The organism is Lentzea roselyniae (genome assembly GCF_039537795.1).
In the GTDB taxonomy this organism is placed as follows: Bacteria; Actinomycetota; Actinomycetes; order Mycobacteriales; family Pseudonocardiaceae; genus Lentzea; species Lentzea atacamensis.
In genome coordinates this window covers 19724-31545 of sequence record NZ_BAABBE010000028.1, presented here as the reverse complement: position 1 = coordinate 31545, position 11822 = coordinate 19724, and the positions used below count along the sequence as shown (strand labels likewise).

Genomic DNA, 11822 nt, shown 5'->3' with positions numbered 1-11822 from the left:
TTCGTGAATTAGCAATTACACGACCGGGCGACAGGCGAGCTGTTCGTCACCAAAGGAAGTCACGATTAAGCTGAGGATCACCCGCTTTCGCCACTCGAATTGACGGCAATCTCACTCGCGCCGGCTCACCTCACACCGACGAGCGTGGCGAACGGCTCCCGGCGCGGCAGAGCAGTCGGCAGGCCCGCCAGCCTCTCCAACGCGGAGCACACCCGCACGGCGGCACGCCCGTCGCCGAACGGGTTGCGCCCCAGCGGAAGCCGCAGCCGGGAGCCGAGCACCCATCCCGCTTCGGCGAGGATGCGGGTGGTGTCCGTGCCGACGAGCCAGGCGCACCCGGCGTCGACGGCGAGCATGCGTTCGGTGGTCTCCCGCAGCACCAGCACCGGCACGCCGAACGTGGGCGCTTCCTCCTGGATGCCACCGGAGTCGGTCAGCACGAGGGCCGCGCGCCGCAGCACGCGCACCAGGTCCGGGTAGTCCAGCGGGTCGGTGATGACGACGCGTTCGTGGCCGCCCAGCAACGACACGACCTGTTCGCGCACACCGGGGTTCGGGTGCGCGGGGATCAGCACGTGCACGTCGGGGTGGCGGTCGGCGATGGCGCGCACGGCGTTCAGCACGCGCATCAGCGGGCGGCCCCACGACTCGCGGCGGTGCACCGTGACGAGCATGAGCCGGCCACCGGTGGCGTCCAGGGTGCGTTCCAGGGCGACGAGATCGGGGCTGGACGCGGGGAGGTCGGCGGCCGCGACGCGCTGTACGGCGTCCACGACGGTGTTGCCGGTGACGACGATGTGGCTGTCCGGCAGGGACTCCACGTTCAGCGCGTTGGCGGCGTCGTCGGTCGGCGCGAGGTGCAGCGAGGTGATGCGGGAGATCATCTGCCGGTTCCCCTCCTCGGGGAACGGGCCGTAGAGGTCACCGGTCCGCAGACCGGCTTCGAGGTGCGCCACGGGGATTCCGCGCCAGAAGGAGGCGAGCGCCGCGGCCAGGGTCGTGGTGGTGTCGCCCTGCACGAGCGTGACCGCCGGGTCGCGTTCCTCGAGCACGGCGTCGAATTCGGGCAGCAACCGGGAGACCAGCTCGGCCTGGGTTCCGTTGACCCTGGGCACGTTCAGCCGCACGTCGGGCACCAGGTCGAACGCGCTGAGCGCCTGCTCGACCATGCCGGCGTGCTGTCCACTGTGGACGATAGTGGGACGGAGGCCGGGGTGCCCCCTCAACGCGATGGCGACGGGGGCGATCTTGACGGCCTCCGGCCGGGTACCCGCCACCAGCAGAACTTCTTTGCTCACCGTTGTCCTCTCTCGGGGAGACCGGGTGGTCCGCCTGGGAGCGGGGGCAACCCCAGGCGGACCGTGTCAGCCAGCTCGGTTCGGTCTGGCCTTGACGGGGACGGCACGGCGCTTCCTGCGCGTCGAGTGCATGAGGAACGCACCCGCGACCAGAAGAACGATTCCCGCGACGATCCACCACGTCACGTCCGCGCCGGTGACCGCGAGGGCTCCGACGCCCGTGCCGACACCGACGCCGGTACCGGGGACCTTGTACATCTGCCGCTCCTCTAGGCCTGCCCGAAGTGAGGCTGGGACTTGAGCGACGCGCGGCGGCGCAGCGCCACGAAAGCGACCGGAGCGGCGACGACACCGAGCAGGCCGAGGCCGATCCACAGGCCCGCACCCGACGCCATCGGGATGGGCAGGCCGGCGGGACCGCACGTGGCGGACGAGATGATCACGTCACCGGTGCCGATGGACCCGAGCTTGCCCTGCAGCAGCTTGATGTGAATCGCGTTCACGGTGAGGCTGCCGTCGTTGTTCTTGATCTGCTCGTTGAAGATCACTTCAGCGATCTTGATGCCGGCCAGCTGCACGTCGAGAACCGTGTTGGCCGCCGGGTCGGCGTTGACCTGGCCGAGCTTGCCGAGGTTGACGCCCGCGAGCTTGGACTTGCCGGCCAGACCCTTCTGGGTCGCCGTGCACTCCGCCTCGACCAGCTCGGCGGAGATCTTGCCGGTGACCTTGGAGAGCAGGTCGACCCGGACGTCCGCGGTGCTCGCCCGCGAGTACACGCCACCGGACTTGTCGTCCCGCGACGCGGAGGCGTTGATGACACCGGTCTTCAGGATCCCGGTGAGGTCGACGCCGGCGAACGTGTTCTGCGTCGGCCCGTTCGCGTTGGCGGCGGCGAACGGTTCCGCGTTGACCGCGGGGTTGCCGAGCAGCGTCACGCTGAGCTTGGCACCGTAGGCCGAGGCGTCCCCCGGAGCGGCCGAAGCAGGCGCGGCACCGGCCAAGAGAGCTGCGATCGCAACCACTCCGGCCAGTCCCGTCATTCGGACACGCATGAAACTCCTTCCGTTATTCTCCGGCCCCAGGGCACGGTCGAACCAATCTGGTTCACGCTTTCCGGGGGCAATTACCGGCATCGGCTTTCTTTCGAGGGAACTGAGGGTTACTCCCCGTATCGGGCGACACGACCACCCAACTCGCCCAACGAACGCCACTCATCGTGGGTTTTTTGATCAATTTCCGGTTACGGCGTCACCCGATCCGGGGGTGCGGGCTGACGTTGCGTCGACCGATGGAACGTCAGGTAGCCCGTCTGGGCGCTCCCTCAATCGGTGGAAAGGATCCTCGGGTGACGCTTGCCGTGCGCCGCACCGCATTCCCGAGCCGGGTGACGGTGGTCGTCCTGCTCGCCGCTGCCGCGGGACTCGTGTTCGCACACCGCCTGTACCGCACGGCGGAGATCTCGCTGTCCGGCGCGATCCTCGGCGTCATCAGCTCGTACGGGGTGGACGTGGTTCCCGACCGCCAGACCGTGTACTTCGGGCTGGGTTCGGACACGCCGCTGGGCCTGCGGATGACGCCGGAGTGCACGTCCGCGTTCCTGCTGCTGCCACTGATCGTGGTGGGCGCCGTCATGATCGCGCTGCGCCCGCGCATCCAGCACCGCGTGCTGCTCGCCCTGGGCATCGCCGGGCTGGCGGTCGTGGTCGTCAACCAGTTCCGCGTGCTCACGCTCGTGGGCCTGGTGAACTGGCTGGGCGTCGACACCGGCTACTACTGGGGACACACGCTGCTCGGCTCGATGGTCAGCGTCTTCGGTGGCGCGGCCGCACTCGTGGCGTTCGTCTGGCTGGCCACCCGCAGGTGAGCCTCGACCTCGTTCTCGGGTTCACCCAGGCGCTCGCTCTGACGATGAGCGTCGCCTTCGTGACGTACGTGTTCGTGATCGTGGTGCCGTACCTGCGGCGCAAACCCGCCCCCGTCGGCGTGCCGAACTCGTTGGAGTGGCACTTCTTCGTGCCGTGCCGCGACGAAGAGGCCGTCATCGGCGACACGATCAGGTACCTGCGGACGATGTTCCCCATCGCGCACGTGTGGGTCATCGACGACGACTCCGACGACCGCACCGCTGGTGTCGTGCGGGCGTTGCGGCGCAACGGCGGTGTCCGCGATCCGCACATCCATCTGGTGCGGCGCCAACGCCCATATGCCCGCACCGGCAAGGGCAACGCGTTGAACGACGCCTACCGCACGCTGAAGCTGTGGATGGGCCGACGCGCGGACACGGACCGCGCGATCATCGTGGTGGTCGACGCGGACGGCCGCCCGGCGCCGAACTGCCTGGAGGTCTGCGCGGCACAACACCTCTTCGGCAACCCGCGGATCGGTGCCGTGCAGGTGGACGTGCGGATGATCAACGCCGGGCAGCGGCAGCCCGGAGTGTCGTGGTGGCGCAGGACGTTCGGCGCCGGACTCGTGCGGATGCAGGACCTGGAGTTCCGCACGGCCATCGCGGCGATCCAGATGTCGCGCGGCGCCACCGGCACGATCTCCATGGGCGGCAACGGCCAGTTCACCCGTCTGTCCGCTTTGGACTCGATCGCCGGGCCGACCGGCAGCCCGTGGCGCGGATCGTTGCTGGAGGACTTCGAGCTCGGCGTGCACCTGCTGACCGCGGGCTGGCACACCGGGTTCACGCTCGACACGCACGTGAACCAGGAGGCGCTGTACTCGTTGCGGCGCTTCCTCGCCCAACGCACGCGCTGGGGCCAGGGAACCATGCAGTGCATGCGTTATCTGCGCCGGATCTGGGACTCGGAGCACCTGACGACTCTCGGTGCCGCCGAGATGATGTACTACCTCGCGCAGCCGTGGATGCAGTTGCTCGGCACCCTGATCTACCCGATCCCGATGGCCCTCATGGCTTACCGGTTCGCCGTCTCACCTGGCGAAGTCGTGGCGTGGTTCTTCGACGGCGCGTGGATCCTCTTCACCGTGTACGGCGCGTTCGGCCTGTTGCCGTTCGTCCTGTGGGGACCGGTGTATCGCGCACGCTGTGTGCCCGTGGGCTTCTGGAAGTCCATTGGGTACGGGTTCGGCTACGCGCTGTACATCTACACCTTCTACATCACGTCGTGGCGCGCGCTGTTCCGCTTGGTGCGCGGCAACAACGGCTGGACCAAGACCCGCCGCAACACCGAGCGAGCGGCGGGCAAGGTCGCCCTCGATGTGTGACCTGTCACTTTGTGGACATCAGACAAAGACGTTCTCGAGCCGCCCTGGTTAACCTCAGTTCACTCGCCTATCCGCCAGGGAGGGAACTGTGGCTCTCGCACTCGCGCCCCGTCGCACCGTGCTCGCCGACTTCGTGCCGGGCGCACTCGTCCGCGACCTGACCCTGGTGGTGGCAGGTGCCGCGATCACCGGCCTCGCCGCGCAGGTGGCCCTGCCGATTCCGGGCAGCCCGGTGCCGCTGACCGGCCAGACGTTCGCGGCGTTGCTCGTCGGTGCCGCTCTCGGCTGGCAGCGCGGCGCGACCTCGATGCTCCTGTACCTGATCGCGGGGGTCGCCGGGGTGCCGTGGTTCCAGGGCGGTACGTCGGGTGCGCCCGTCTCACTCGGCTACGTCGTGGGCTTCGTGTTCGCGGGTGCTCTCGTCGGCGCGCTGGCCAAGCACGGCGGCGACCGCACGCCGTTGCGCACGGTCGGCACCATGGTGCTCGGCAACCTGGTGATCTACAGCGTCGGTGTGCCGTGGCTGATGGCCGCAGCCGGGATGGGCCTGGGCAAGGCCGTCGCCGTCGGTGTGCTGCCGTTCCTGATCGGCGACGCCGTGAAGATCGCCCTGGCGGCGGGCGTGCTGCCCACCGCCTGGGCTCTCGTCAAGCGGATGAACTAGTTGCCCGTGTACTCGAAGATGTACAGGCCGTAGTCGCGATCGCTGGCCGCGACGTACTCCCTCCCGTTGTGCGAGAACACCTGGACGCCCCAGAAGTTGTTCCCGCCCTCGTCGATGAAGTGGCCGACCTCGACCAGGCTGTCGTTCACGATCTTCGTGACGCGGAGACCGCCCGAGTAGTAGGACAGGTACGCGAGGTCGTTGCGGGTCGGTGAGGTCGCGACCTCGTGCACCGACAGGTCGCCGTGCCCGGACGCCTTCGCCGGGTCGTGCGCCTCGGGGATGGCGTAGGTGTCGAGCTCGGCCATCTTCCCGTCGTTGTTGCGGTACAGGTGCACGTAGCCCCACCCGTCGAACGACGAGCTGAAGGTGATGACGTCACCCGTGGCACCGATGGCGAGGCCGGGGATCAGGCTGCCCTGCTCCGTGTCGCCGCCGGCGAGGCACTGGGCCTCGTCGTACTCGCCCTCCTTGTCGAAGAAGCCGAAGCCGGTCCTGCGGTCGACGGAGAACGCGGGCAACGTGCCCTCGAGCGTCATGCCGAACGCGCCGCACTCGCCTTCGCGGTTGACCACGACGGCCGCCTCGTAGCCACCGGCGGCCACCACGTTCGCGAGCTTCTCGGTGAACGTGCACGCGCCGCGGGTGACGACGGCGATCTGGCCGGTGCCGGCAGCGGGCGCGGCGGGCACCGCGGTGTCCACGTCGCACGCTCGGCCGACGTAGATCCCGGTACCGGACAGGGTCTGGCCCGCGGCCAGCTGCGGCGTCAGGTCGCCCTGGTTGGCGCCGAAGCTCGTGCCGTCATCGGTGAAGGCCTTCAGCGCGTACGGACCGAAGTCCTCGTCCGCGGCGATGACGTAGTCGTTGTTCTTCGTGAACTCGGACTGGTGCGCGTTGCCTTCCGGTGCGGCGACGATGCCTGCCGACTCGAGCAGTTCGGGGTCGGGGTTCGCGAAGTCGGTGTCACCGAGGTAGACGGGGTTCAGCGGGTTGGTGACGTCGAGCTTCACGTAGCCGGCGTCCCAGTAGGAGATCAGCATGACCTGCCTGCCCGCGATCTCCTTCACGATCATGTCGTGGTGGAAGACCTCGACCAGGTTCGCCGGTGCCGCCTGGAGGATCTGCGGGAACCGCTCGAACAGGTCGTACTCCGCGATCATCACGGGCGCGCGCGGGTCGGTGATGTCGAAGATGTCGACGTCGGCGAACTCCTCGTCGTCGACGAGCACCGCGTAGGCCTTGTCGCCCGCGTCCCAGATGAAGACGCTGTGCACCTCGTGCGCGAGTCCGGCGGCGTTGCGGCTCACGGGAGCGAAGTCGCCGAAGCCCTGCGCGAGGTACTTGTGCACCTTGGGGTTGGTGACGTCGACGAGGGTGGCGCCGCCGACGGTGGTGGTGTTGAGGTGGGTACCGCAGATCTCGTTGTTGAACGCGAGGACGTCGCCGGTGAACTTGGGCGTGTCGATGCGGACGACCTGGGAGCCCTCACCGACGTAGCTGTCCTGGCCGGTGCGGATGAAGTTGATCTGCTTGGGTTTGGCGGGGTCCCTGATGTCGAAGACGTACACGCCGCCCTTCTGACAGTTGGGGTCCCGGAACGCCGCGAGGTAGGCGTAGCCGTTGTGGACCCCGACGTCGGCGACGCGGCCTTCGGTGTCCTGGTTGATCGCGGCCTTGCCGACGACCTTGACGTTGGCTTTGCTCGCGGGCAGGTGCCCGTGGTCACCTCCGTGCTGGTGGTGGCCGTGGGTGGCTTCAGCGTGGTCGATGCCTCCGTCGGTCGAGGTGGAGCCGCCCGCCTCGTGGGCGACGGCGGCGGGGGTGATGAGGATCAGCGCGGAGAGCGCTGCGAGGAGTACCGGTCTGCGGCGGAGAGAGGACACAAGTGCCTCCTTTTGGTGCATTGTGAGCCGCGTCACTCTCCGTCGCTTCTTGTCGGAACACAAGCGTCTGCGGACCTGATTCGGTCCAGTAGCCGTATGCGGGTTCGCGCTGTTCGGCCGGATCCTCCACGGCGTAACGACGTGAGGTCCGCAGCCGAGAAATCCGCGTGACAACGCATACCCCGGAAGAGCTGGGCTGTCTCGCCGGCGGTCCCGCGCGCGCCGCCGAGGTCGCGCTGGCCAGGCTGCTGCACGCCGGCCTGGTGCGGATCTCCCGCGAGGGCGTGGTGACCGCCGTCCACCTGCCAGGCCGCCGCCCGGCGACACCGCTGGAGGCGCAGATCCTGAACGGACTGCGGGGCCGCCGGTACCTGGAGGAGGTCCTGCGCGATGCCGCGGTCTCGGCCGAGGCCGCGGGCCTGCGCGCCCACCTGGCGGACCGGGGGCTGCTGCGGCGCCGGCGCTCGTGGCGGCCCCGGCTGTACCCGTGGCTGTTCCTGCTTGGGATCGGTCTCGTGCTGCTGGGGTTCGCCGACCTCGTCTTCCCGGAGATCACCGGGTTCCTGACCGACGTGGTGCCGCGGCTCGCCGAAGTCCCGCGCTGGGCCTTCTTCGCCGCCGGGGCGGCGCTGATCGTGTGGGCGTCGGTGCTGAAAGCGCGCGATCCCGGCCGGCTGCGCACCAGGGCCGGCTACCAGCTGGTGAACCGGGCGGGGCGGCACGTCTCCCCGCACGACCCGCTGAACGCGGTCGCGGTGCTCGGCCTGCGCGGCAGGATCGGCCGGGTCGCGGTCGCCGGGCTGGTCGGGCTGACGCCCGCGATGGCAGGGCTGCTGCCCGCGCGTGAGACGTCGTCGAGCAGCAGTTGCGGGAGCGGTTGTTCGTCGAGCTCGTGCGGCGGCGACAGCGGTGGTAGCGGCTGCGGTGGTGGATGCGGCGGCGGTGGCGGCGACTGAAGTCAGCGATGCCTGACGGGGACTGTCGGACCTGCCGGGTACGGTCTGTCCCGTGCCTGAAGTTCCCCCCACCCTGAGCCTGCTCGAGACAGCCGTCAACGCCGTCGGTGGTGCCGAGCGCCCCGGCCAGGTGGAGATGGCCGAGGCCGTCGACCGGTCGATCCGCACCGGTGAGCACCTCGCGGTCCAGGCGGGGACGGGCACCGGCAAGTCGCTCGCGTACCTGGTGCCGTCGATCAGGCACGCCGTGGCGGAGGACGAGACGGTGGTGGTCTCCACTGCCACGATCGCCCTGCAGCGGCAGCTGGTCGACCGGGATCTGCCGCGCCTCGCCAAGGCGCTCAAGAAGGAGCTCGGCCGCGAGCCCACGTACGCGATCCTCAAGGGCCGCAGGAACTACCTGTGCATGCACCGCGTGCACAACGGCGCGCCGGACGAGCCGGAGGATGCCGGGCTGTTCGACCCGTTCGCCGTGTCACGGCTCGGGCGTGAGGTGAAGCGGCTGCACGAGTGGTCGTCGGACACCGAGACCGGCGACCGGGACGAGCTCGTGCCCGGTGTCAGCGAACAGGCCTGGCGGCAGGTGTCCGTCACGGCGCGCGAGTGCCTGGGCGTGTCGAAGTGCCCGATCGGCGCCGACTGCTTCGCGGAACGGGCGCGTGCGCAGGCGGGCAAGGCCGATGTGGTGGTCACGAACCACGCGATGCTCGCCATCGACGCGTTGGAGGGCTACCAGGTTCTGCCGGACCACGACGTGGTGGTGATCGACGAGGCGCACGACCTCGTCGACCGCGTCACGTCGGTGGCGACGGAGGAGCTGAGCGGGGCGTCCGTGGCGATGGCCGCGCGCCGGTGCGGCCGGCTGATCGACCAGGACATCGCGGACCGGCTGGCCGAGGCGAGCGACGGGCTCGCGATGATCCTGGAGGACATGCCGTCCGGCCGCCTCGACACGCTGCCGAGAGCGCTCGCCGGGGCGCTGGCGGCCACGCGCGACGCGGCGCACAACTGCGTGTCGGCGATGGGGCCGGAACGCAAGGAGGACGTGGAGGGTGCGACGGCGCGCAAGCTCGCGTTGTCGTTGCTCGAAGAGGTGCACGACTGCGCGGTGCGGATCCTTGAGGCGTTCGGCGAGGAGCGCGACGTCGTCTGGGTGTCGGGCGACTTCAACCAGAAGGCGCCGGTGTTGCGCGTCGCGCCGCTCGGGGTGGGCGGGCTGCTCAGGGAGCGGCTGTTCGCCAAGCGCACCACGGTGCTGACGTCCGCGACGCTCACGCTGGGCGGCGCCTTCGACACGATGGCGCGCCAGTGGGGGCTGCCGCCGTCGGAGCAGGTGCGCAAGATCGAGGGCGCGGCGACGGACAAGGAGATCAAGGACGTCGAGGGTCCGAAGTGGACGGGGCTCGACGTCGGGTCGCCGTTCCAGCACGGCACGAGCGGAATCCTCTACGTGGCACGGCATCTGCCGCAGCCGGGCCGTGACGGGCTGCCGCCCGAGTACCTCGACGAGATCGAGGGACTGGTGAACGCGGCGGGAGGCAGGGCACTCGGCCTGTTCTCGTCGACGCGGGCGGCCAAGGCGGCCACGGACGCGTTGCGGGACAAGCTCGACTTCCCGATCCTGTGCCAGGGCGACGACGCGACGGGCCTGCTGGTCAAGAAGTTCTCCGAGGACGAGCGCACGTGCCTGTTCGGCACGCTGTCGTTGTGGCAGGGCGTGGACGTGCCCGGCCCGTCGCTGCAGCTCGTGATCATGGACAGGATCCCGTTCCCGCGCCCGGACGACCCGCTGGCCTCCGCGCGCCAGAAAGCCATCAACTCGCGCGGAGGCAACGGCTTCCTGACGGTCGCGGCGACCCACGCGGCCCTGCTGCTCGCCCAGGGAGCCGGCCGGTTGCTGCGGTCGATGTCGGACAAGGGCGTGGTGGCCATCCTGGATCCCAGGCTGGCCACGGCCCGCTACGGCGGCTTCCTCAGGGCCTCACTCCCCCCGTTCTGGACAACGTACGACCCCGAGGTGGTCCGCGCCGCACTCAAGCGCCTGGACGCGGCCCAGACTCGTTAGAAACAGACGCGTTGACCCGTTCGATCAGCTCCTCGCGGAACTGCTGGGCTTCCTGCAGTTCCGCCTCGGAACCGTCAGCGCGTTTGAGAGCACCTTCGAGGATCTTCAACGCCTGGCGTTCGTTGCCGCGCGCGTCCGCCTGCCGGGCGGCGTCCTCCATGGCCTTGGCCAGTTTGGTCGTCGCCTCGGGTTCCTGGGTCGCGCGGTTGATCCGGATCCAGTTACCACCGGGATCGATGACCGTGAACCCGGTGTACCTGTCGTTGCGCAACCGGGGCCGGGTCATCCGCGGAATGCCGGAGATGAGCAACTTCCCGTGCACAGCACGCATTCCCGCCGCGAACGCCTCGAACAGCTCGCTCGTGTCCGGCACGATGATCAGGCACGTGCTGTACGACTGCGCCGGGTCGTAGCCGTCCATGCCGAAGAAGTGCAGATTGATGTCTTCACGCCGCACCGCGACGTACGGGTTCGGCCGCGTCTGCCGATAGGTGATCTCGAAGCCGAGCATCTCGTAGAACGACGCGATCTCGTCGATGTCGGGACAGGGCAGGGCCGGAATCGTCAGTTCGTTCGCCACCGCCTGAAGCTAAGCCCGCCTCCGCCGAAACGACACCGAGCTATTTGCTCATGCGAACAGCATCGCGACTCCGCCGAGCAACAACAACGCCGACACCACGGCGATCGCGAGCACTCGCCCACGCGGCGTCTGCGCGTGCTTCAACGCGATGCCCAACGGCCCAATTCCAGCCACAGCAACCCCTTTCGACGGTATGGCGACAACAGCGCGCAGAGCTCCGAACGCCATCCTCAACGGCGACATGCCGAGTTCGTGCGCCCCAACAACATCCGCTTCCCACTGCTCGCGATAGCGGTCATCACCAACGACCGCCGCCGCGAACCGCACCAACGCCAGTGCCGCCCTCATTGCGCCGCCCTCGGCACCAGACGCGGCGCCGGAGCGGCCCGCGCGACGACCCGCCGAGCCTCGGCAGCACCTTCCGGCGTCAGCCGGTACATCCGCCGCCGCGGCCCACGCCGTTCCGCGTCGTCATCCCACGACGACGTGACCCAGCCGGCCCGCTCCAGCCGATCCAGCAACGGGTAGACGCTGCCCGACGGCCGACCGGTGAGCTTGATGATCTCCAAGCCCCAGCGCGGCTCGTCGGTGCCGAGCAGCACCTCGAGCACGTCGACGGTGGCCTTGCCGATGCGTTGCAGTGGCTCCACGCCACCAATACTACCTATATAGATTAAGCCGTGGCAACGTCCACGAGGACCTTCTCCGCCCCGATCCGCCGGATGCGTTCGGAGCCCCACGCCCCCAGTGCGGCCAGAGCGGCGTTGAGCGAGACCCCGTGCTCCGTCAGGGAGTACTCGACCTTCGGCGGCACCTCGGCGTACACCTCGCGGTGCACGAGGCCGTCTTCCTCCATCTCCCGCAGATGCTGGATCAGCATCTTCTCGCTGACGCCCGGCAGACCGCGCCGAAGCTCGGCGAACCGGCGGGTGCCGTGGTGGTGCAACTCCCACAGGATCAACGACTTCCACTTGCCGGAGACCACGTCCATCGCGGCGTCGATGCCGCAGATGTAGGGACCACGTCGTGCTGCCATCCGAACCCCCAAGAGCCGCTTACTCGCGAGTGAGTACCCCACTAAATAGTCCGTACTGGTCAACGTCATCCGCACCGCAGAGGATTCCAACGAACGATCAACACGA

The 11822-nt window shown here is 68.9% G+C and carries 13 protein-coding genes; 5 read left to right on the top strand and 8 right to left on the bottom strand.

Going from position 1 to position 11822, the window contains the following annotated elements; genetic code table 11:
• Nucleotides 1-125 precede the first annotated feature (125 nt).
• From wecB to ABFX45_RS35730, 3 genes are all read right to left on the bottom strand, one after another.
• The gene (wecB, locus tag ABFX45_RS35740) at nucleotides 126-1298 is read right to left on the bottom strand and encodes a non-hydrolyzing UDP-N-acetylglucosamine 2-epimerase (protein WP_109640031.1); all 1173 of its coding nucleotides are present in this window, start codon (nucleotides 1296-1298) and stop codon (nucleotides 126-128) included.
• Nucleotides 1299-1364: 66 nt separating this feature from the next.
• Nucleotides 1365-1556: an LPXTG cell wall anchor domain-containing protein gene (locus ABFX45_RS35735; protein ID WP_109640030.1), complete on the bottom strand. Its 192-nt coding sequence runs from the start codon at nucleotides 1554-1556 to the stop codon at nucleotides 1365-1367.
• Between the two features lie 11 nt (nucleotides 1557-1567).
• The gene (locus ABFX45_RS35730) at nucleotides 1568-2350 is read right to left on the bottom strand and encodes a choice-of-anchor protein CoaP (RefSeq protein WP_109640029.1); all 783 of its coding nucleotides are present in this window, start codon (nucleotides 2348-2350) and stop codon (nucleotides 1568-1570) included.
• A gap of 293 nt (nucleotides 2351-2643) precedes the next feature.
• Between ABFX45_RS35730 and xrtP the strand changes: the two genes are divergently transcribed.
• The 3 genes from xrtP to ABFX45_RS35715 all read left to right on the top strand — a co-directional run bounded on the left by xrtP (nucleotide 2644) and on the right by ABFX45_RS35715 (nucleotide 5193).
• Nucleotides 2644-3162, top strand: a complete 519-nt coding sequence (gene xrtP / locus ABFX45_RS35725) for an exosortase P (RefSeq protein WP_407656995.1) — start codon at nucleotides 2644-2646, stop codon at nucleotides 3160-3162.
• Nucleotides 3159-4529: an XrtP-associated glycosyltransferase gene (locus ABFX45_RS35720; RefSeq protein WP_487047092.1), complete on the top strand. Its 1371-nt coding sequence runs from the start codon at nucleotides 3159-3161 to the stop codon at nucleotides 4527-4529. Before xrtP ends, ABFX45_RS35720 begins: the two co-directional genes overlap by 4 nt.
• A gap of 88 nt (nucleotides 4530-4617) precedes the next feature.
• Nucleotides 4618-5193 (top strand): biotin transporter BioY, encoded by a 576-nt coding sequence (locus ABFX45_RS35715; RefSeq protein ID WP_233440060.1) that lies wholly within the window; start codon nucleotides 4618-4620, stop codon nucleotides 5191-5193.
• Here ABFX45_RS35715 and ABFX45_RS35710 read toward each other — a convergent pair.
• Nucleotides 5190-7079 (bottom strand): PA domain-containing protein, encoded by a 1890-nt coding sequence (locus ABFX45_RS35710; protein WP_346134930.1) that lies wholly within the window; start codon nucleotides 7077-7079, stop codon nucleotides 5190-5192. The two genes, ABFX45_RS35715 and ABFX45_RS35710, sit on opposite strands and share 4 nt — an antisense overlap.
• Before the next feature lie 167 nt (nucleotides 7080-7246).
• On the opposite strand from ABFX45_RS35710, the gene ABFX45_RS35705 reads away from it, so the two are divergent.
• On the top strand, nucleotides 7247-8035 hold the full coding sequence (locus tag ABFX45_RS35705) for a TIGR04222 domain-containing membrane protein (RefSeq protein ID WP_170155185.1): 789 nt from the start codon (nucleotides 7247-7249) through the stop codon (nucleotides 8033-8035).
• 52 nt (nucleotides 8036-8087) lie between these two features.
• A complete protein-coding gene (locus tag ABFX45_RS35700; protein WP_346134928.1) occupies nucleotides 8088-10100 on the top strand; it encodes an ATP-dependent DNA helicase in 2013 nt (670 codons plus the stop codon).
• On the opposite strand, the gene ABFX45_RS35695 is transcribed toward ABFX45_RS35700, so the two are convergent.
• The 4 genes from ABFX45_RS35695 to ABFX45_RS35680 are packed head-to-tail and all read right to left on the bottom strand — an operon-like array spanning nucleotide 10069 to nucleotide 11716.
• The gene (locus ABFX45_RS35695; protein ID WP_112228543.1) at nucleotides 10069-10680 is read right to left on the bottom strand and encodes a VOC family protein; all 612 of its coding nucleotides are present in this window, start codon (nucleotides 10678-10680) and stop codon (nucleotides 10069-10071) included. The genes ABFX45_RS35700 and ABFX45_RS35695 overlap by 32 nt on opposite strands.
• Before the next feature lie 48 nt (nucleotides 10681-10728).
• Entirely contained in the window at nucleotides 10729-11028 is a 300-nt protein-coding gene (locus ABFX45_RS35690) for a hypothetical protein (RefSeq protein ID WP_346134925.1), read from the bottom strand.
• Nucleotides 11025-11330, bottom strand: a complete 306-nt coding sequence (locus tag ABFX45_RS35685) for a helix-turn-helix transcriptional regulator (RefSeq protein WP_112228545.1) — start codon at nucleotides 11328-11330, stop codon at nucleotides 11025-11027. The genes ABFX45_RS35690 and ABFX45_RS35685 overlap by 4 nt, the downstream gene beginning before the upstream one ends.
• A gap of 23 nt (nucleotides 11331-11353) precedes the next feature.
• Nucleotides 11354-11716 (bottom strand): winged helix-turn-helix transcriptional regulator, encoded by a 363-nt coding sequence (locus tag ABFX45_RS35680; protein ID WP_346134923.1) that lies wholly within the window; start codon nucleotides 11714-11716, stop codon nucleotides 11354-11356.
• Nucleotides 11717-11822 lie beyond the last annotated feature (106 nt).